General features: G+C 26.9%; 23 protein-coding genes and 1 pseudogene. 18 read left to right on the forward strand and 6 right to left on the reverse strand.

The features are described 5' to 3' along the window. The first annotated feature begins 26 nt into the window (after nt 1-26). From GQV94_RS05020 to cgb, 3 genes are all read left to right on the forward strand, one after another. On the forward strand, nt 27-1,313 hold the full coding sequence (locus tag GQV94_RS05020) for a Cj0814 family flagellar-dependent secreted protein (RefSeq protein WP_200169953.1): 1,287 nt from the start codon (nt 27-29) through the stop codon (nt 1,311-1,313). 9 nt (nt 1,314-1,322) lie between these two features. Continuing rightward, nucleotides 1,323-2,618, forward strand: coding sequence for a Cj0814 family flagellar-dependent secreted protein (locus GQV94_RS05025; RefSeq protein ID WP_200169954.1), 1,296 nt, complete (start codon nt 1,323-1,325; stop codon nt 2,616-2,618). Nucleotides 2,619-3,005: 387 nt separating this feature from the next. Beyond that, nucleotides 3,006-3,434 carry a single-domain globin Cgb gene (gene cgb / locus GQV94_RS05030; RefSeq protein WP_200169955.1) on the forward strand — a complete coding sequence of 143 codons (429 nt, stop codon included), beginning with the start codon at nt 3,006-3,008 and terminating at the stop codon, nt 3,432-3,434. Between the two features lie 7 nt (nt 3,435-3,441). Here cgb and GQV94_RS05035 read toward each other — a convergent pair whose 3' ends face one another. Continuing rightward, on the reverse strand, nt 3,442-5,079 hold the full coding sequence (locus GQV94_RS05035) for a multidrug ABC transporter permease/ATP-binding protein (protein ID WP_200169956.1): 1,638 nt from the start codon (nt 5,077-5,079) through the stop codon (nt 3,442-3,444). 120 nt (nt 5,080-5,199) lie between these two features. On the opposite strand from GQV94_RS05035, the pseudogene GQV94_RS05040 reads away from it, so the two are divergent. The 8 genes and pseudogenes from GQV94_RS05040 to rplQ all read left to right on the forward strand — a co-directional run. Beyond that, nucleotides 5,200-5,694 (forward strand): annotated as a pseudogene (locus tag GQV94_RS05040) (WYL domain-containing protein); the annotation flags it as partial. A gap of 63 nt (nt 5,695-5,757) precedes the next feature. After that, a complete protein-coding gene (gene infA / locus GQV94_RS05045; RefSeq protein ID WP_027305093.1) occupies nt 5,758-5,976 on the forward strand; it encodes a translation initiation factor IF-1 in 219 nt (72 codons plus the stop codon). Between the two features lie 160 nt (nt 5,977-6,136). Further along, entirely contained in the window at nt 6,137-6,250 is a 114-nt protein-coding gene (rpmJ, locus tag GQV94_RS05050; protein ID WP_131163938.1) for a 50S ribosomal protein L36, read from the forward strand. 2 nt (nt 6,251-6,252) lie between these two features. Next, nucleotides 6,253-6,618 carry a 30S ribosomal protein S13 gene (rpsM, locus tag GQV94_RS05055; protein ID WP_200169957.1) on the forward strand — a complete coding sequence of 122 codons (366 nt, stop codon included), beginning with the start codon at nt 6,253-6,255 and terminating at the stop codon, nt 6,616-6,618. A 9-nt stretch (nt 6,619-6,627) separates the two neighbouring features. Then, nucleotides 6,628-7,020, forward strand: coding sequence for a 30S ribosomal protein S11 (rpsK, locus tag GQV94_RS05060; RefSeq protein WP_131163940.1), 393 nt, complete (start codon nt 6,628-6,630; stop codon nt 7,018-7,020). A gap of 27 nt (nt 7,021-7,047) precedes the next feature. Then, complete coding sequence (gene rpsD, locus GQV94_RS05065) at nt 7,048-7,674, forward strand: 30S ribosomal protein S4 (protein ID WP_200169958.1); 627 nt, start codon at nt 7,048-7,050, stop codon at nt 7,672-7,674. A gap of 12 nt (nt 7,675-7,686) precedes the next feature. After that, a complete protein-coding gene (locus GQV94_RS05070) occupies nt 7,687-8,700 on the forward strand; it encodes a DNA-directed RNA polymerase subunit alpha (RefSeq protein WP_200169959.1) in 1,014 nt (337 codons plus the stop codon). A 3-nt stretch (nt 8,701-8,703) separates the two neighbouring features. Then, complete coding sequence (gene rplQ / locus GQV94_RS05075) at nt 8,704-9,057, forward strand: 50S ribosomal protein L17 (protein WP_200169960.1); 354 nt, start codon at nt 8,704-8,706, stop codon at nt 9,055-9,057. A 335-nt stretch (nt 9,058-9,392) separates the two neighbouring features. Here rplQ and cydB read toward each other — a convergent pair whose 3' ends face one another. The 4 genes from cydB to tupA form a co-directional block, all read right to left on the reverse strand. Then, the gene (gene cydB, locus GQV94_RS05080; protein WP_200169961.1) at nt 9,393-10,517 is read right to left on the reverse strand and encodes a cytochrome d ubiquinol oxidase subunit II; all 1,125 of its coding nucleotides are present in this window, start codon (nt 10,515-10,517) and stop codon (nt 9,393-9,395) included. After that, nucleotides 10,517-12,067, reverse strand: coding sequence for a cytochrome ubiquinol oxidase subunit I (locus GQV94_RS05085; RefSeq protein ID WP_200169962.1), 1,551 nt, complete (start codon nt 12,065-12,067; stop codon nt 10,517-10,519). Before GQV94_RS05085 ends, cydB begins: the two co-directional genes overlap by 1 nt. After that, entirely contained in the window at nt 12,067-12,297 is a 231-nt protein-coding gene (locus tag GQV94_RS05090) for a DUF4492 domain-containing protein (protein ID WP_200169963.1), read from the reverse strand. Before GQV94_RS05090 ends, GQV94_RS05085 begins: the two co-directional genes overlap by 1 nt. 217 nt (nt 12,298-12,514) lie before the next feature. Then, nucleotides 12,515-13,324 carry a tungstate ABC transporter substrate-binding protein TupA gene (gene tupA, locus GQV94_RS05095; protein ID WP_200169964.1) on the reverse strand — a complete coding sequence of 270 codons (810 nt, stop codon included), beginning with the start codon at nt 13,322-13,324 and terminating at the stop codon, nt 12,515-12,517. Nucleotides 13,325-13,406: 82 nt separating this feature from the next. Here tupA and tupB point away from each other — a divergent pair, with 82 nt between their 5' ends. The 5 genes from tupB (at nt 13,407) to GQV94_RS05120 (ending at nt 16,535) form a co-directional block, all read left to right on the forward strand. Continuing rightward, a complete protein-coding gene (tupB, locus tag GQV94_RS05100) occupies nt 13,407-14,093 on the forward strand; it encodes a tungstate ABC transporter permease TupB (protein ID WP_200169965.1) in 687 nt (228 codons plus the stop codon). A gap of 1 nt (nt 14,094) precedes the next feature. Beyond that, nucleotides 14,095-15,039 (forward strand): tungstate ABC transporter ATP-binding protein TupC, encoded by a 945-nt coding sequence (gene tupC / locus GQV94_RS05105; protein WP_200169966.1) that lies wholly within the window; start codon nt 14,095-14,097, stop codon nt 15,037-15,039. Nucleotides 15,040-15,110: 71 nt separating this feature from the next. Beyond that, the gene (sodB, locus tag GQV94_RS05110) at nt 15,111-15,773 is read left to right on the forward strand and encodes a superoxide dismutase [Fe] (protein ID WP_200169967.1); all 663 of its coding nucleotides are present in this window, start codon (nt 15,111-15,113) and stop codon (nt 15,771-15,773) included. Between the two features lie 71 nt (nt 15,774-15,844). Beyond that, nucleotides 15,845-16,048, forward strand: a complete 204-nt coding sequence (locus GQV94_RS05115) for a hypothetical protein (protein ID WP_178890645.1) — start codon at nt 15,845-15,847, stop codon at nt 16,046-16,048. A gap of 124 nt (nt 16,049-16,172) precedes the next feature. Further along, nucleotides 16,173-16,535, forward strand: coding sequence for a methyltransferase (locus GQV94_RS05120; protein ID WP_200169968.1), 363 nt, complete (start codon nt 16,173-16,175; stop codon nt 16,533-16,535). Nucleotides 16,536-16,547: 12 nt separating this feature from the next. On the opposite strand, the gene GQV94_RS05125 is transcribed toward GQV94_RS05120, so the two are convergent. Beyond that, nucleotides 16,548-17,753, reverse strand: coding sequence for a saccharopine dehydrogenase family protein (locus GQV94_RS05125; RefSeq protein WP_200169969.1), 1,206 nt, complete (start codon nt 17,751-17,753; stop codon nt 16,548-16,550). Nucleotides 17,754-17,878: 125 nt separating this feature from the next. Between GQV94_RS05125 and GQV94_RS05130 the strand changes: the two genes are divergently transcribed. Together GQV94_RS05130 and GQV94_RS05135 are read left to right on the forward strand one after the other, a co-directional pair. Then, a complete protein-coding gene (locus tag GQV94_RS05130; protein WP_200169970.1) occupies nt 17,879-19,051 on the forward strand; it encodes a putative transporter in 1,173 nt (390 codons plus the stop codon). A 79-nt stretch (nt 19,052-19,130) separates the two neighbouring features. Then, the gene (locus tag GQV94_RS05135; protein ID WP_200169971.1) at nt 19,131-20,507 is read left to right on the forward strand and encodes a hemolysin family protein; all 1,377 of its coding nucleotides are present in this window, start codon (nt 19,131-19,133) and stop codon (nt 20,505-20,507) included. Nucleotides 20,508-20,691: the final 184 nt, after the last annotated feature.

Raw genomic sequence — 20,691 nt, forward strand, 5'->3', positions numbered from 1 at the left:
AGAAAAATCTAAATAAAGGATTTAATATGAGCATCTTTAGTATAAATGATAATTCAAGTTATGGCTCTATACTTTCACAAAGTAAAGCAAATAAAGAAAGTAAAGAAAATTCAAAAATAAATTTTGCAAATACTTTTTTAAAACAAAATGCAAGTAAATTAAATGAAATTCAAAGTAAGAATACTCAAAATATAGCATTTAATGAAGTATTATCCAATAAAAATAATGTTTATACCAATACTCCTAATTATAATATATCAAGTGAATTTAAAAACTCTATTTATACTTTAAAATACAAACAAGCTGATCCTTTAGCTAATGTAAGTAATCCTATATCTTTAGCTTATGGTTATAGTGTAGATAAAGATGGTTATATGGGAGAAGACTTTAATAAAGCTGCAGGATTGCCAGATGATTTTAAAATACATAAATCTACTTTGGATGAGATAGAGAGAGTAGCTGAAAATAACTCTTATACTTCAGATATAAAAAAATATTTAGGTATAGATAAATACTATACAAACATAGATATGGCTGAAACCATAAAACAATATTATAATCAATTTAATCAAATTGTTAATCATAGTTTTAACGATGCCAATAAAACAAGTTTCACTGAAGCAGATATTAATTCTATGCCTAAAGGAATAAGCGAGTTATCATCTGATAAAACTATAGGCATTATGCCAAAAAATTATAATAAGCTAACAATAACAAACTATTATAATACACAAAATCAGTATGATGAAGCAGAACAATTAGGAATATTCGGGCATATCAATATAGGCTTACAACCATTAAATTTCACTCCACAAAGTATGCAAACACAAAATTTAGATAAAGATACTGCAATAGATACTTTTAACCCTAATATGTCATTTTATCCACAAAATGAAGATGGAAGCTATTCTAAAGAAGCTTTGTTTATGAGTTTTTTAAAATCAACAGGTGTATCACCAAGAGAAGATAGTGCTACATTAAATCCTATAGCTAAGTCTTATGCCGAGGCTATGGCTAAAGAGAGTTTTGATGGCTCATTGGCTTCCTTAGACGACATTATGACAGGCAAAGTTGATTTTGCAAGTTTATTAAAAGGTTATGCACAAGATGGTTGGCTTGATGCAGATATATATGCAATGGATAAAGGAGTTAAATGGCAAAATACAAGCATAGGTTATGGTGGAGCTTGGTTTGATAGAGAATTTAATCAAGCAAAAGCTAATGGTTGGAAAGCAAGTAATGAAAGTATAAATTCTTATGTAAATAATATAATGGATAGATTAGATAAGCTAATGAGTGAAACTAGAGTTTAAGGATTTAATATGAGCATCTTTAGTATAAATGATAATTCAAGTTATGGCTCTATACTTTCACAAAGTAAAGTAAATAAAGAAAGTAAAGAAAATTCAAAAATAAATTTTGCAAATGTTTTTTTAAAACAAAATGTTACTAAATTAAATGAAATTCAAAGCAAGAATACTCAAAATATAGCATTTAATGAAGTATTATCCAATAAAAATAATGTTTATACCGATACTCCTAATTATAATATATCAAGTGAATTTAAAAACTCTATTTATACTCTAAAATACAAACAAGCTGATTTAAGCACTAATACAGCTTATGGTTATAGTGTAGATAAAGATGGCTATATGGGAAGTGATTTTAATAAAGCTGCAGGATTGCCTGAAGATTTTAAGATACATAAATCTACTTTGGATGAGATTAAAAAAGCTGCTGAAAATGATCCTTATGTTGCAGATATGAAGCAATATTTTGGTATAAGCGAATACTATACAAACATAGATATGGCAGAAACTATAAAACAATACTTTAATCTTTTCTCTAATGCTCTAAGTCAAAGCTTTCCAAGTGATAAAAATAGTTTCACTGAAGCAGATATAAATTCTATGCCTAAGGGGTATAGTGTGAGTGGAATAAAAGCTGCAGATTATAATGATCCAAACAATAGAATGAATATTACAGGTTTAAAAGATTTTTCCAAAGTTTCTATTTTAAATGTTTATAAAACTTCCGAGCAAGTAAAAGAAGCTGAAAGCTTGTTTGTGCAATCAGGGGTTTATATAGAAGGTATAAGCAGTCATAGCTTTGGTTTATCTTTAGAAGAAATTAAAAATGTTTCTAAAGGTGAAGATTGGCAGTTTAACCCTGATATGTCAGTTTATCCACAAAATGATGATGGAAGTTATTCTAAAGAAGCTTTATTTATGAGTTTTTTAAAATCTCAAGGTGGACAACCTGTTGAAAGTTTAAAAACTACTCTTAATCCAAAAGTAGAAAGCTATAATAAAGCTATGGCTAAAGAGAGTTTTAATGGTAATGATGTTTCTCTAGACGACATTATGACAGGTAAAGTTGATTTTGCAAGTTTATTAAAAGGTTATGCACAAGATGGTTGGCTTGATGCAAGTATATATGCAATGGAAAAAGGAGTTAAATGGCAAAATACAAGCATAGGTTATGGTGGAGCTTGGTTTGATAGAGAATTTAATCAAGCAAAAGCTAATGGTTGGAAAGCAAGTAATGAAAGTATAAATTCTTATGTAAATAATATAATGGATAGATTAGATAAGCTAATGAGTGAAACTAGAGTTTGATAGATAAATAATAAATAATTTTAATATAGCAATATAAAAAGATATCAAAAATTTGGCTTAAAATACTCCTTGCAATAAAATAAACTTACATTATATTTATAACTATATTTAAAAATATTTAGTGTTTTAATTTGAAGTATTTTAATTTCAAGTTATGCTTTTGCAGATGATTTTTTAAATTTAAAAAACAATTTTTAAATATTTGAATTAAAAATCTACTCTAAAATAATATTGATATTTTATTTTAAACTTTAAAATTTTACATTCAAAAAATATAAAAGCCTCAATAATAACTTAAAAGTATAAATTTAACTTGTATCAATTTTTTTCTTTTAAATAAGAGTTAAAATATCTTTTTTATTTTTAACTATAAAATAAGGAGAAAAAATGACTAAAGATCAAATTGAAATCATAAAAAATTGTATTCCCATTTTGCAAAAAAATGGAGAGGATTTAACTAAAGAATTTTATAAAATTATGTTTAATGACTATCCTGAAGTAAAACCTATGTTTAATATGGAAAAACAAGCCTCTGGAGAGCAACCAAAAGCTTTAGCTATGGCTATTTTGAAAGCTGCACAAAATATAGAAAACCTAGAAAATATAAAAGCTTATGTTGAACATATTGGAAAAACTCACGTAAAATTAAATGTAAAAAAAGAACACTATCCTATAGTAGGAACTTGTCTTTTAAAAGCAATTAAAAATCTTTTAAATGCTGATGAAAAGACATTAAAAGCTTGGGAAATAGCTTATGGTAAAATAGCTGACTTTTATATCAAAATAGAAGAAGAACTTTATAAAAAACAAGCTTGATGATATATCAAGCTAAATTAAAATTTTCTACTATATTTTTAGCTAATTCTTTGATATTTTTTCCTTTTAATTCAGAAATTTCACCCTCTTTAGCTAAAAAAATCCTATCAGCTACATCAAAATATTTATCATCGTGAGTAATTGCAAAAATAGTTTTACCTTGTTCTTTTAAAAAAGGCAAAAGCTTATGGTAAAAGAATTTTCTAAATATAGGATCTTGATCAGCTGCCCATTCATCTAAAATTAAAATATCTCTTTCTTCAAGCAAAGCTATAAGCATTGCTAAGCGCTTTCTTTGTCCAGTAGAAAGTTTTGTAAAGCTTAAATGATTATTTTCAACTTTTGTTTTATCTTTAAGCTCTAAAAATTGAAGCCAAAAATTTATTTTTTCTTCATCTGCAAATTTATCTTTACTTAAAGTTTGAGTAAAAAGATGAAAATCGCTAAAAATTACACTAAGAAGCGATCTGTATTCATAAATATTAGTAGAATCTATTTTTTTATCATCTAAATAAATTACTCCACTAAGAGGTTTAACAAGCCCGCTTAAAAGCATACTAAAAGTTGATTTTCCACTTCCATTTTTACCAATTAAAAAAATCATTTCACCTTTATAAAGGGTTAAATTTATAGGTTTAAGTATAAATTGATTATTATAAGAAAAACTAACATTTTCAAAATGAATTTGACTCCATCTTTCTTTTTTTACGCTCAAATTAAAAGTTTCTTTATAATCTTCTAATTTTAATTTTGCAATTTTATCAAGAGCAATTTTTGCCAAAATTAAAGTAGGAAAAGATCCTATCATTGAAATTAAAGGAGTTCTTAAAAAAAGTATAGACAAAGCTATTGTTACTGCATCTTCAAGATTACTCCATTTAAAATTGATAGCCAAATAAAATTCTACCCCTACTAAAGCAAGCAAAGAAATATTTGTCCAATTGTTAGAAAAATTATTTAAAATATTTCCTATAATGCTATTTCTACGCTTTGCTTTTGCATTTTTTTCAAACTCATTTTCGTAGTAATACTTAGCTCTAAAAATATTAATACTTAATTCTTTGTGCCCATCTAAAATATTTTGATAATTATTTTGCAATGAATCATCATTTTCTCTTGCCTTTCTAAAATATTTATATACATTCATCATTAAAAAATGATTACTTACAAAAACAAAAATAATCCATATAAGACAAAGTAAAAAAATTTTAGGAGAAAGATAAAAAAGATAAAAACAAGTACAAAGTATCAAAATACTAGCTTGTAAAAATTCAGGCAAGCGTAAAATTCCAAAAGAAATACTTCTAACATCAGAACTTAAAGATGCTAAAAGTTTTGCTTTTCCAACTTCCATAATAGAAATTAAAGAGCTATCTAAAATCTGTTTAATTAAACGTCTTTGCATTTTAAAAATAAAATTTTGACCAAAAATACTAAGAGATAATTCGACAAAAAAAGAACTGATAAAAAATATAAATAAAATTGCTAAAAAATAAAAAATAGGAACATTCTCTTTACTTTTTAAGAGGTATTCATTAATAAATACTAAAGTTAAAACACCAATTATGCTAGTTATAAAAGAAAATATTAAAAAAGAAATAAATTTTAATTTATTTTGTTTCAATAGTTCCATAATAAAAGTCATCAAATAACTCCAAAATATAATTATAACATTTAGAATGGCTACTTGTTTAAATATTAAGAAAAATTAATTTAATAATTTAAACCATCATAGAAAAATAATGGACTTAAAAAATGATTATGAAATTTTAAAGCTATTAGTATTGCAATTTTAATCTTATTAGTTGCTTTACTTATAGAGGAAAATAAAAAAATAAAACCTTATAAACTTTTAAATTATAAAGGAATTTGGTATTTAATAGCTGAAGAAAAAGGAAAATTAAAACATTTTAGCATAAGCAAGATTAAAGATTTTTCTAGTACTTCAAAAAACTTTACCCCAAAAGAAGAATTTTTAAATCAAATCTTAAATGATAAAAATATCTGGTTAGATGGAAGTAAAAAAGCAATTTTAAAACTTAATAAAGAAGCAAAAGAGTATTTTTTTAGAAAAAATATCTTCCATAACTTTGAACTCATTGAAAAAAATGAACAAGCTTATATTTTAAAAGTATGTTTTTCTTATGATGATGAACTTTTAAATATTGTAAAACAATGGATTCCTTATATCAAAATAGAAAAACCTTTAGAACTTAAAGAAAAATTAAATCAAATTTTAAAAGTTTATTTAGAGTATTAATTTCTTATAAATTCAAACATTTTTTGCTACAATCATAATTTTGATTTTCGAAAGGAGAGTATTTTGGCAAAAGATGATGTTATTGAAATTGATGGGAATGTAATTGAAGCTTTACCTAATGCAAATTTTAAAGTTGAACTTGATAATAAACACGTAATACTTTGTCATATCGCTGGAAAAATGCGTATGCATTATATAAGAATTATGCCAGGTGATAGAGTTAAAGTGGAACTTACTCCTTATAGTCTAGATAAAGGACGCATCACTTTTAGATATAAATAACCTAAGCTATTTAAAAGTTATTTTTGGTTAGAATTATAACTTTGCGAAGCTTTCAGCTATAGAAAGAAGTGTTTTCAAAGTCCCACTTATTTTGAAAACAGTTGGTTTTAAACCTAATATGCTTTCGCAAAGTTAAGTGGAATTTACTTAAGGAGATGATATGAAGGTTAGACCCTCAGTCAAAAAAATATGTGACAAATGTAAAGTAGTTCGCCGTAAAGGTGTTGTCCGCATTATTTGCGAAAATCCAAAACATAAACAAAGACAAGGATAAATATGGCTCGTATTGCAGGTGTAGATTTACCAAAAAAAAAGAGAATTGAGTATGGATTAACTTATATCTATGGCATAGGGCTTTTTAGCTCAAGAAAAATTTTAGATAAAACAGGCATCTCGTACGATAAAAGAGTACATGAGTTAAGTGAAGATGAAGCAGCAGCTATCCGTAAAGAGATCCAAGAAAATTATGTAGTTGAAGGGGATCTTAGAAAACAAGTTGCTATGGATATTAAAGCACTAATGGATTTAGGAAGTTTTAGAGGTCTTAGACACAGAAAAGGTTTGCCAGTTCGCGGACAAAAAACAAAAACAAATGCTAGAACGCGTAAAGGTAAAAGAAAAACTGTTGGTGCAAAATCATAAGGATTAAAAATGGCAAAAAGAAAAGTTGTTAAGAAAAAAGTTGTTAAGAAAAATATAGCTAAAGGTATTGTATATATTAGTGCAACCTTTAATAATACTATGGTTACGGTAACAGATGAAATGGGAAATGCTATTGCTTGGAGTAGTGCTGGAGGACTTGGATTTAAAGGTTCTAAAAAATCAACTCCATATGCTGCACAACAAGCAGTTGAAGATGCATTAAATAAAGCAAAAGAACACGGAATTAAAGAAGTAGGCATTAAGGTGCAAGGGCCAGGAAGCGGTAGAGAAACTGCTGTTAAAAGCGTCGGTGCTATGGAAGGAATTAAAGTAACATTCTTTAAAGATATAACCCCATTAGCACATAATGGTTGTAGACCACCTAAACGTCGTCGTGTCTAAAAATAAAAGAATTTAGGAGAAATTATTATGGCAAGATATAGAGGACCAGTAGAAAAGCTAGAAAGACGTTTTGGTGTCAGCTTAGCATTAAAAGGGGAAAGAAGATTAGCAGGAAAAAGTGCTCTTGATAAACGTCCTTATGGGCCAGGACAACACGGAGCTAAAAAAGGTAAAATCAGTGAATATGGACTCCAACTAAGAGAAAAGCAAAAAGCTAAATTTATGTATGGAGTAAGTGAAAAACAATTTAGAAGATTGTTTAGCGAAGCAGCTAGACGTGATGGTAATACAGGGGTTTTACTTATCCAACTTCTAGAACAAAGACTTGATAATGTTGTTTATAGAATGGGTTTTGCAACTACACGTCGCTTTGCAAGACAACTTGTAACACACGGACATATTTTAGTTAATGGTAGAAGAGTAGATATACCAAGTTACCGCGTTGAAGCAGGAACTAAAATTGAAATTATTGAAAAAAGTAAAAATAATCCTCAAATTTCAAGATCATTAGAACTTACTTCTCAAACAGGTATAGTAGCTTGGGTTGATGTTGAAAAAGATAAGAGATTTGGAATTTTTACAAGAAATCCAGAGAGAGAAGAAGTCGTCATTCCTGTAGAGGAAAGATATATTGTCGAGCTTTACTCAAAATAATAAAGGCTGAATATGAGAAATATCACTACATCTGCTTATACGCCAACAGAATTTGCCATAGAAAACATTAGTGATAATATGGCTAAAATAAGTGCTTGGCCTTTTGAAATTGGCTATGGTATTACTCTGGCTCATCCTTTACGTCGCCTACTTTATACAAGTACTATAGGCTATGCTCCAACAGCTATCCATATTGATGGAGTATCTCACGAATTTGATAGTATGCGTGGAATGCTTGAAGATGTTGCACTTTTTATTATCAATCTTAAAAAACTTCGTTTCAAGATTAAAGGTGAGTCTAACAAAGAAATAGTGGAATTTAGTTTTAATGGACCTAAAGAGATCTATGGAAAAGATTTAAACAATGATAAAGTAGAAGTTGTTAATAATGATGCTTATTTAGCAACTATTAACGAAGATGCAGAGCTTAAATTTACTCTTATTATAGAAAAGGGAATAGGCTATGTTCCAAGCGAAGAAATTAAAGAACTCTTAGATGATCCTAAATTTATCGCTTTAGATGCCTTTTTTACACCAGTAAGAGAAGCTACTTATGATATAGAAAAAGTTTTATTTGAAGATAATCCAGATTATGAAAAAATCGTTCTTACAATAAAAACAGATGGACAAATCACTCCTAATGAAGCTTTTCAAAATGCTTTAGAGGCTATGTATAAACAATTATCAGTATTTGATAAAATCACTAATGTAAGAAATGTAATTAAAAGTCAAAATTCAAATAATGAGATAGAAAACACAAAATTATTACAAAATATTACAGAACTTAATTTAAGTGCTAGAAGTTATAATTGCCTTGAAAAAGCTGGGATAATATACATAGGAGAGCTTGCTTTAATGAGTGTTAATGAACTAGCTGGCTTGAAAAATCTTGGTAAAAAATCTTTAGATGAAATTAAAAGCATTATGGAAAATATAGGTTTTCCTGTAGGAACTTCAAATTTAAATGAAAACAAAGAAGCTCTTAAGAAAAAAATTAACGAATTAAAAGCACAAAATGAAGGATAAAAAATGAGACACAAACATGGATATAGAAAACTTGGTAGAACATCATCTCATCGTGCTGCTTTACTTAAGAATTTAACTATAGCTCTTGTAAATAATAATAAAATAGAAACAACTCTACCAAAAGCAAAAGAGCTTAGAGTTTATATAGAAAAATTAATTACACGTGCAAGAGTTGGAGATTTTAATGCTCATAGAGTTGTTTTTGCAAGCTTACAAGATAAATTTGCAACCAATAAATTAGTAACAGAAATTGCACCTAAATTTAAAGATCGCAATGGTGGATATACTAGAATTATTAAAACTAGAATCCGTCGTGGCGATGCAGCTGAGATGGCTTTTATCGAATTCGTTGCTTAAGCTTTAAGCTTAAGCTTTTTTAAACAAATCTTTCTTTTTTAAAATCTCAAATTTAACTTCTTCTAAAAAATAATTTATATTATAAAATTATCAATTCTAAAACAGTTAATTTAAAAATATATAATTTATTTAAGTAAGAAAAAAGACCTTATAAAAATAAGGTCTTAAGCAATATTTTGAAAAGATTCAATTACTATATCGTTATATTTTCAAAATACTTTATAGTTTTTTATCTTTTTCTAAATGATTAATATTTAGCAAAATAAATTTATAAGATAAAAATATCACCAAAGGCCAAATCAATAAAAATAACGCATGAAACATAAATTTTCTCCTTAATAAATATGTTCGTTATTTGACATTTCTTCTTTTGTAATCTTAATCTTATCCATTGCATTCCAAGAATATATAATATAAGCCAAAACAAAAGGTATAAGCAAAGATACATAAGACATTACACTTAAAGTATAATAACTTGAACTTGCATTTTCTAAAGTTAAAGAACTTTGCAAATGGCTTATAGATGGATAAAAAGGACTATTTCCAAGCCCTAAGCTCAAAAATAAATTAAAAACAACCAAAACAACACCAATACCTAAAGTAAAAATGGCTTTAGTGCATTTTTTAATAGCTTGAAAAATTCCTGCAAGGACTAATAAAATTCCTAAAATAAAAAATATCAATATTAAAGGATGATTTAAAAAATTCAAAAGATAGATATAAGATTTTATAGAAACAACTTTTTGTTCATCTATAAAAAATCCATCTTTTAAAAAAATCCATATAATAAAAGCTATAAAAAATGGTAAAAATAAAAAAGTATTAATATAGATTTTACGCACACAACGCATTTTTATCTCATCATCTTTAATATTGTTCATAAAATAAGCTGCACCAAGTATTCTACTTAAAAAAACCAAAGCAAAACCAAGTAAATAATTTAAAGGGTTAAATAAAAGTTCCAAACCACGTAAAGGATGATCCCAAAAAACAAAATTATATTCACTAAGTCTAAAATAAGAACCGCTAAAAAAACTACTTAATGCTATACCAATTAAAAATACTCCCAAAAATCCATTAATCTTTAAAAACAATTCATAAGTTTTAGCACCATAAAGATTATTATCTTTTTTACGATACTCATAAGAAATAGCTTGGATAATAAAACAAAACAATATACTAAGCCAAGCCCAATAAGCACCCCCAAAGCTGGTGCTATAAAAAAGAGGAAAAGCAGCAAAAGCAGCTCCTCCAAACATAACCAAAGTTGTAAATCCTAACTCCCACTTTCTACCTAAAGAATTTATAAACATAGTTTTTTCAAGCTCATTTTTTGAAAGCTCATCAATTAAAGTTTGACCCCCTTGTATAAAAAACATAAATACTAAAAAACCACCAAGCAAACTAATAATAACCCACCAATAAATTTGCAAATGAGAAAGTTCTAAGCCAAAAAACATTATTTAGCCTCCTTTGTATGATCTTGATGTGTATTAAATCCTTTTTTAATTTGAGTAAGCATTATTTTAATTTCAGCAATCAAAAGTGCTGTAAAAAGAAAAGCAAATAACCAAAATGAAATTTGGACATTTAATTTTCCAAGATGAGTTGCGCCAATACTTACTGGCATAAGATCTTGTATAGCCCAAGGCTGTCTTCCTACTTCTGCTACTATCCACCCTGCTTCTGCTGCTATATATCCAAAAGGTATAGAAAAAACACAAATCCAAAGTATTTTTTTAAACTTTTCAATATCATTAGCCATACTCAAGTAAAGAGTGATGATAAAAAGCAAGAAAAAGAAAGTTCCAAGTCCTACCATAATGTGAAAACTATAAAAAGTTAAAGCAACAGGAGGAATAGCATCTTCAGGTTTTTCTAAATATCCATAACCAAAATCTTTAAAATTTTGTTCAAATAAAATCTGACTTGAATGTTTTAAGTCGCTCATATTATTTTCTTTTGCAAATTTATAATCTTTTAAAGCTTTAAGTGCGATCTTTCCTCTATCGATACGATTTTGCATAGGTTCTATATTTTTAGCTTCATTGCCATATATTAAATCCTCAATGCCAGGAACAAAACTATTAGGATCACGATTGCCTAAAATAGATAAAGCATAAGGAATGCTAATATTAAACAAAAATACACTTTCATTATTATCAATATTTTTTCTAGGATTTAAAATTCCAAAAGCCACAATGCCGGCTCTATGTTCTCCTTGATAAACTCCTTCCATAGCAGCAAGTTTCATCGGTTGAGTTTGCGTTACACGATAAGCACTTTCATCTCCACTAAAAAATAAAAAAATAGAACATATTAAACCAAAACTAGCTCCTACTACAAGACTTTTTTTAGCTTCTAATATATGTCTTTTTTTAAGTAAAAACCACGCTGAAATTCCCATAACAAAAAGTGCAGAAATTACATAACCACTTCCTATGGTATGTAAAAATTTTGAAATAGCAACCGGAGAAAAAGCCACTTCAAAAAAATTCTCCATTTCATTTCTTGCACTATCAAGATTAAACCTCATGCCTACTGGGTATTGCATCCAAGCATTAGCAACTAAAATCCAAAAAGCACTTAAATTACTTCCAATAGCTACACACCAAGTAGAAAAAAGATGAAATTTTTTTGAAACTTTATCCCATCCAAAAAACATAACAGCAAAAAAAGTAGCCTCTAGAAAAAATGCCATTAAACCTTCTATTGCTAAAGGAGCACCAAAAATATCACCTACAAACCAAGAGTAATTAGCCCAGTTTGTTCCAAATTCAAATTCCATAATAATACCAGTTGCTACACCAATGGCAAAATTTATAGCAAACAAGGAAAGCCAGAATTTTGTAATTTTTTTCCAAACTTCATTTCCTGTTTTAACATAAATACTTTCCATTATTGCAATAATAAAAGAAAGTCCTAAAGTTAAAGGCACAAATAAAAAATGATAAAGTGCCGTTAAAGCAAATTGTGCTCTAGACCAATCAACACTACTTAGCTCACTCATCAATTTTCCTTTAATAAATTTTTAAATACAAAATCACTTTTTTCTTCAAAACTTTTAAAAATAGAATTAAAATTAACATCAAAAAGAAAAATTTTAAAAATAATGAAGATAATAAAAAGTTTAACGAAGATAATTTTCCACAAAGTTTTTCCAAGAGTCAAACTTTTAAATCCATCTTTATAAAAGCAAAAAATCTTGATTAAAATAGAATAGAAATATTTAAAAAACATTTATACCTAATCATTAGTATTAAAAGGACTATTTTAGTATGTTTTGTTTTAAAAAATGATAAAATATTTTAAATTAAAAATAAACTTTATTAAAAGTATTAAACAAAGAATTAAAGCAAATTGAAAATATCTAAGAATAAAGATAATTATAAAATTATAATTATCTTTATTTTCTAATCTAATTTGTAAATTCAAAATTTGAAATTTTTATAAAAAATTATTCTTTTCTTGTTTTAGAATCAACTATAAATAAAGGCTTATTTAACAATTTAAAATCACTAATAAATTTAAGAGTTTTATCACTACTTATCCATTCAATAAATTTTTTCGCTTCTATATAATTGACATTTTTACAATGCTTTGGATTTACAGCTATAATAGAATAAAAATTCTTTAAACTATTATCTCCTTCATTAACTATAACTAAACTTGGATTATTTTTTTCATTTGCTTCATATTTAATATAAGTGCCACGATCTGTTAAAATAACACCTTTTTTTTCTGCAGTTATCATAATAGAAGCTAACATTCCTTGACCACTTTGTTGATACCAAGCTTGTTTCTCAGGAACTTCGCCTGTTAAATTTTTCCAAAGACTTTTTTCTTTATTATCTGTACCTGATTTATCTCCCCTTGAAATAAAAGTTAATTTTTTATCTTTAATAAGCTCTAAACTTTCTTTTAAACTTTTATCTTTAAACAAAGGCGCTAAAGATTTATCAGCAATTAAAATAAAGTCATTATACATTAAAGGCGTTCTATCTACACCAAAACCTTTGGCAATAAATTCTTTTTCTACCTTTGGAGAATGAACAAAAACAACATCTGCATTACAATCTTCACCAAGTTTTAAAGCAGCACCTGTTCCAACAGCAACCCATTTAAGAGTATTTCCACTTTCTTTCTCATAAAGAGGCTTTAAAGCATCAAGTAAACCTGTATTATCTGTGCTTGTTGTTGTTGCCATTTTAAGCTCTATGGCATTAATGCTAAGTATAAATACACATAAAAAAAATAATTTTTTCATTAGAAATTTCCTTTATAAGTAAATAAATATTTTTATCTTAGCATAATTATGCTAAGATTTCTCAATATTAAAAAGGTTTTATGTGGATTATATTTTAGAAGGTTTAAAACAAAGCATATTTTTACTTTTTAGTGGAGATAAAAGTATTTATTCTGCTATTTATACCACACTTTTAAGTTCTAGTGTTTCTATTATTTTAGCTCTTTTAATTGGATTTCCTTTAGGATTTGCTTTGGGATTTTTTAATTTTAAATTTAAACGTTTTATTAAACTTTTAATCAATACTAGCCTTTCTTTTCCAACCGTTGCTATAGGATTGATAATTTATGCTTTTATTTCTTATAAAGGTCCTTTAGGAAATCTAAATTTACTTTTTACAACAAAAGCTTTAATCTTAGGGCAATTTATTCTAGCTTTACCTATAATCATAGCACTTTTTTCAAATTTAATTGAAAATATGAATCCAAAACATTTTTTACTTATCAAATCTTTTCATTTAAGCTCTACAAAACTTATTTTAACCATTATTTATGAGTTAAGATTTGCTTTAATTAGTGTTATTGCTCTAGCCTATGGACGCATTGTTGCTGAAGTTGGAGTTGCTATGATGGTTGGGGGAAATATAAAATACGACACAAGAACAATTACAACTGCAATTTCTCTTGAAACAAGTAAAGGAGAATTTGCAAGAGGTATTGCACTAGCTTTAGTTCTTATTACTCTTTCATTTTTCTTAAATTTCATTATCCATAAACTAAAAAGAGACTAAAATGATAAATATAAAAGATCTTCAATTTTTTTATAAAGAAAAAATGATTTTAAATATTAACAATCTTAGTCTTGATACAGAAAAAATAAGTATTTTAACTGGTATAAATGGAAGTGGAAAAAGCACACTTTTAAGAATACTTGCTTTTTTAGAAGGAGATTTCTCTAAAAATATTACTTATTTTGGTAAAAACAAACTTTCACTCAAAGAAAAAAGACAAATTTATTTATTGCTTCCTGATCCCATTCTTCTTAATCGTAATGTAAAAGAAAATTTTTATTTTGCATTAAAAACTTATGATATAAAAGAAAATTGGGATGAAAGTATTCAAAAAGCTTTAAAATTATTAGATCTTGATAAAAATTTATTAAAAAAAAATACTCACGAACTCTCTTCTGGACAAATTAGAAAAATATCTTTAGCTATAGCCTTAAGTATAAAAGCTAGATATTATCTTTTAGATGAACCTAGTGCATTTTTAGATAAAAATACTTTATTTTTATTTAAAAAAGCTTTATTGCAATTTCAAGAAGAAAGAAAAAATGGTTTTCTTATAGTAAGTCACGATAAAAATTTTTTAGATGATTTGGCACAAACTAAATTTTATTTACACGATGGGAAAATTTTGGAATTTGAAAATATAAATATTTTTGATTTAGAACAAAATATTATAGAATTTTCAAATCCTCTTTATTTTGAAACAAAAGCACAAAAAATAGCTATTAATCCTTATAAAATAAAACTAGGCAATCATTTAAAATTTCATATTAAAAAAGCAAAAATCATTGCTTTAAGAATAAAAAAAGAATTTATATTTATTAGAGTGAATTCTGGAAATAAAATTTTAGAATTTGCCTTAAAAAATGAAGAGTTTCAAAAACTCTCGCTAAAGCTCTATCAAGATATAGAACTAAGCTTTGATAAAGAAGCTATTTATTATATATAAATAAAAAGACTTTTTTACTCTTTTTAAATAATTTATGTTACAATTTTAATAAAAATAACAAAGGAGAAATTATGTTTGAATTAAGAAAATTACCTTATGATATCAATGATTTTGGAGATTTTTTAAGTAGCGAAACTTTTAATTTTCATCATGGAAAGCATCATCAAACTTATATAAATAATCTTAACAATCTTATTAAGGGAACAGAATTTGAAAATAGCGATTTAATCCATATTATTAAAAATTCAAATGGAGGAATATTTAATAATGCTGCACAAGTTTATAATCACGATTTTTACTTTGATTGCATAAAACCAAAACTTGGTTGTGGATGCGGGGGAAATTGTGAAAGCTTGGATGAAAAATTAAAAGAAGCCTTAGAAAAAGAATTTGATTCATTAGAAAATTTTAAAGCAGAATTTATTAAAGGCGCTACAGGAGTTTTTGGTTCAGGTTGGTTTTGGCTTGTTTATAATACTAAAAATCAAAAATTAGAATTTGCAAGCACTTCAAATGCAGCTACACCAATAACTGAAGATAAAGTTCCTTTACTTGTTGTAGATGTTTGGGAACACGCTTATTATATAGATCATCGCAATGCTCGTCCTGCTTATTTAGAAAAATTCTATGCTCATATTAATTGGAGTTTTGTTTCAAAAGCTTATGAATGGGCTTTAAAAGAAGGTATGAATTCGGTTAGCTTTTATGCAAATGAACTTCATAGCGTAAAATAACTTTTATTTCTTTTCTTGTGTTATAATGAATTTTGACTTAATTGTCAAAATTCTACATAGAAAGGATAAATATGGATAATTCTTTATTAGCATATACCCAAAAATACGAAAAAGAAGGATATGGATTACAATATCCTGATGGACACGTTATAAGATTTTATGAGAGAATCTTAAAATATAAATTAAATAAAACAAGTGGAAAATTACTTGATTTTGGTTGTGGAAATGGAGTGCATTCTAAATATTTCCAAAACATAACTGGGGGGGGGTATTGAGCCTTATGGCATTGATATAGTTCCTAGCTTAAAAAGTATCTGGGAAAAAGATCCTTACTTAGATTCTAAAAATTTTCACATTATAATTCCTAACTCTAGTTTTAAAAATCTATTTAATGTAAAAATGGACTTTATATTTGCAAATCAAAGTTTATATTATCTTACTAAACAAGCTTTTAAAGAAACTATACAAGAATTTTATGAATTGTGTAATAAAGGGGCTATTATATTTGCCACAATGATGAGTGATAAAGGCTATAGTATGTATAAAAGAGGAGAGCTTATGGATAATGGATTATGTGAAGTAAAAGAATGTCCAAGTGGTAGATTAAGTGGTTCTTCATATATACGTTTTACTAAAAATATAGAAGAATTAAAAGAAGATTTTAAGCCTTTTAAACCTTTATTTTGGGGAGATTATGAATTGATTAACTTATATAATTTTGAAGGTAGTGTAGAACATTTTATTTATATAGGACAAAAGTAAGTGCTAAAGCACTTACTCTCCTAAACTTGGAGTCATTTCGATAATCTTCCAAGGAAGCCCTTGAGAATTAAGCTCATCCATAAAAGGCTTAGCATCAAATTCTTCCATATTAAATACACCCTTACCTTTCCAAATTCCCTTAGCAACAAGTTTTGTTCCTATCATAGCAGGAACACCTGTAGTATAACTTACAGCTTGAGCACCTGTTTCTTTATAACACTCTTCGTGATTGCAAACATTGTAAATATAAACTTGTTTATCTTTGCCATCTTTTATACCGCGAATCACACAACCTATATTAGTATAGCCTTTAGTGCGTGATCCTAAACTTGCAGGATCAGGAAGTAAGGTTTTTAAAAATTCAATTGGCACAATTTCTCTTCCTTGATGCATTACAGGCTTAATACCTAGCATTCCTACATTTTCAAGACATTTCATATGAGTTAAATAGCTTTGCCCAAAAGTCATAAAAAAGCGTATTCTTTTTAAACCTTTAATATTTTTTACTAAACTTTCAAGTTCTTCGTGATAAAGCAAATAACTATCTTTCACACCTACTTCTGGATAGTCCCATTCCATTTTTATTTCCATAGGTTTTGTTTCTATCCACTGACCATTTTCCCAATAACGCCCCTTAGCAGAAACTTCACGTAAATTAATCTCAGGATTAAAATTAGTTGCAAAAGCATAGCCGTGATCACCTGCATTACAATCTAAAATATCTATATAAGAAATTTCATCAAATAAATTTTGTTGCGCATAAGCACAAAAAACATTAGTTACCCCTGGATCAAAACCGCTTCCTAAAAGTCCTAAAATTCCTGCTTGTTTAAATTTATCATTTCTTGCCCATTGTTCTTTGTATTCAAATTTCGCTAAATCAGGATGTTCATAATTTGCTGTATCTACATAATCAACTCCTGCTTTTATACAAGCATCCATTAAACTCAAATCTTGATAAGGTAAAGCTACATTAAGTAAAATTTGTGCTCCTGTTTTCTTGATAAGTTCTACAACTGCATTGCTATCATCAGCATCAATTTGCGCTGTTTCAATTTGAACCCCTAAACGCTCTTTGATAAAAGCAGCGATTTCATCACATTTACTTTTTGTTCTACTAGCTAAAGTGATTTTGCTAAAAGTATCAGAATTCATTGCGCATTTTACAGTAGCCACACGGCTTACCCCGCCTGCACCTATGATTAAAAGATTTGCCATTATATTTATCCTTAAAAATTAAAATTTATCTAAAATTTCATATAAAATCTTAAAAATTTATATATGATTTAAAATAAAAAAATATAATTAATATTATACTAAAATTAATTTTATAAAGTTTTAAGATGTTTAAATCATTTTTTCTTTCTAAAAGATGGGCGCTTTGGGCGTATTCTGGTTTATTTTTATTGCTATTATTTTTATATTTGCAAATAACTTTAAATGTTGCTATTAATGAATGGTATCAAAATTTTTATAATGCATTACAAAAACCAAAAATTCAAAGCTCTAATGAATTATTAATTTTTTCAGATAAAGAAATTCAAAAAGCAAATGAGTTAGCCGAACAAAATTTAGAAAATGCAAACCTAATTAATAAAGCTTCAATTTATTATTATCAATTTCTTTTAAAAAATTTCTTTGGGGTAAAAAATATAGAAATAAAAACAAATTATGATATTAAAGATTTTTATTCTTTAATCATTATATTCTTATGTATCGCCTTGCCTTATGTAATCATAGCAACAATTAATATTTATTTTGCGAGTGTTTATGCTTTTAAATGGCGCGAAGCTATGACTTTTGATTACTTAAAATTTTGGAAACAAAAAGATGATAATATAGAAGGAAGCTCTCAAAGAATTCAAGAAGATATTTACAATTTTTCTAAAATAGTAGAGCAACTTGGTTTAGCTTTTATAAAAGCTTTGATGACACTTATTGCTTTTATACCTATTCTATGGGCTTTAAGTGATCAAATTTCTAAAAGTCTATCTCAAAGTTTATCAAAAGATTCTTTATTTTATTTTTTAGTTAATTTAGATGGATTTTTGGTTTATATAGCACTTTTAATATCTTTGGGCGGACTTATTATCTCTTGGTTTATAGGGATTAAACTTCCAGGACTTGAATATAACAATCAAAAAGCAGAAGCTGCATTTAGAAAAGAATTAGTTTTTGCAGAAGATGATAGAAAACAATATGCCAAAAATGAAACGATGATTGAACTTTTTATAGGATTAAAATTTAATTATCATAGGCTTTTTTTACACTATGGATATTTTAATATATGGCTTATATTATTTAAACAAATATTGGTCATTGTTCCTTTTTTGATTATAGCTCCTAGTCTTTTTAGCGGTGCTATTGGCCTAGGTGTTGTTATGCAAATAAACAATGCTTTTGATCAGGTAAGGACTTCTTTTAGTGTTTTTATAGAAAATTGGACAACAATCACCCAGCTTAGAAGTATTTATAAACGTTTAAATGAATTTGAAAAAAATATTTCTTATAATTGACTCAATTATTTTAAGCTAAAATTTTACTTTTGATAATGTATAATTTCTAAATATTAATTTTAAATTATAAGGAGTTTCATTGGACCCCAGTCAAATTTTAGACTTAAATAAAACCCTATCTCAAACATCTTTTGATACAAGTTATTCTATATTTATGATTTTAATCACGATTATTTTAGTGTTTTTAAATGGTTTCTTCGTTTTATCCGAATTCAGCATTGTTAAAGTAAGAAAATCAAAACTTGAAGAATATGTAAAAGATAAAAAAGCTAATGCTAAACAAGCTTTAGAAATTACTTCAAAACTTGATACTTATTTAAGTGCCTGTCAGCTTGGTATTACTCTAAGTTCATTAGCTCTTGGTTGGATAGGTGAGCCAGCTATAGCTAAAATTTTAGAAATACCACTTTTAAAACTCGGCTTTAACTCAGTATTTATTCATACTATCTCTTTTATTATAGCTTTTAGCATTATTACTCTTTTGCATGTTGTTTTAGGAGAATTAGTTCCAAAAAGTATAGCAATAGTAACAGCAGACAAAGCAGTACTTTGGATAGCTAAACCTTTACATTTATTTTGGTCTTTATTTTTACCTTTTATTAAAATTTTTGATTTTCTGGCAGCTTTAACTTTGAAAATGTTTGGAATTAAACCCGCTAAAGAATATGATTTAACCCATTCTGAGGAAGAAATTAAAATTATAGCAAGTGAAAGCCAAAAAGGTGGAATTTTAGATGAATTTGAAACAGAGATAATACGCAATGCAGTTGATTTTTCAGATACGGTTGCCAAAGAAATTATGACTCCACGTAAAGATATGATTTGTTTAAATAAACAAAAAAGCTATGCTGAAAATATTCAAACTATTTGCGAACATAAACACACAAGATTTCCTTATATTGATGGTTCAAAAGATACAATTTTAGGAATAATACACATTAGAGATATCATACAAAATGAACTTATAAATAAAAATGAAAATTCTAAAAATAATAAAAATTTAGAGAATTTTGTAAAACCAATTGTAGTTGTACCTGAAAATATCAGTATTTCAAAAGTTCTTGTTATGATGAATAAAGAAAGATCTCATACTGCTTTAGTAATTGATGAATATGGTGGAACAGCTGGAATTTTAACCATTGAAGATATTATGGAAGAGATTATAGGGGAAATTAAAAGTGAAAATGAAGAAATAGACAATTATAAACAGCTTTCAGAGAATGTTTTTGAATTTCAAGGTCGATGTGATATAGAAAAAGTAGAAGAGCTTTTAGAAATAAAATATGATGAAAATTTAGAACAAGTAACTATTGGGGGATATGTTTTTAATCTTTTAGGACATTTGCCTTTAGTTGGAGAAAAAATTGAAGATGAGCTTTGTTATTATGAAGTTCAAAAAATGAATGGTAATTCCATAGAACAAGTAAAACTCACTAAAAAACACAAAGATGATTAATTCATCTTTGTAGATATTTTTATTTATATACTCTTATTTATAACCTTCCTTAAGCATAAAACATAAGCTAAATTTATTGAATTTTATTCTTGCTAGAAAGTAGTTTAATAATTAAATTTATTTATTACTCATATTAATTCACTAAAGAGCTTTTGCTCTTTAGTTATTAAAATCTCTTTTTCTT

The sequence above is a fragment of the Campylobacter sp. TTU_617 genome, assembly GCF_016599045.1.
Lineage (GTDB): Bacteria > Campylobacterota > Campylobacteria > Campylobacterales > Campylobacteraceae > Campylobacter_D.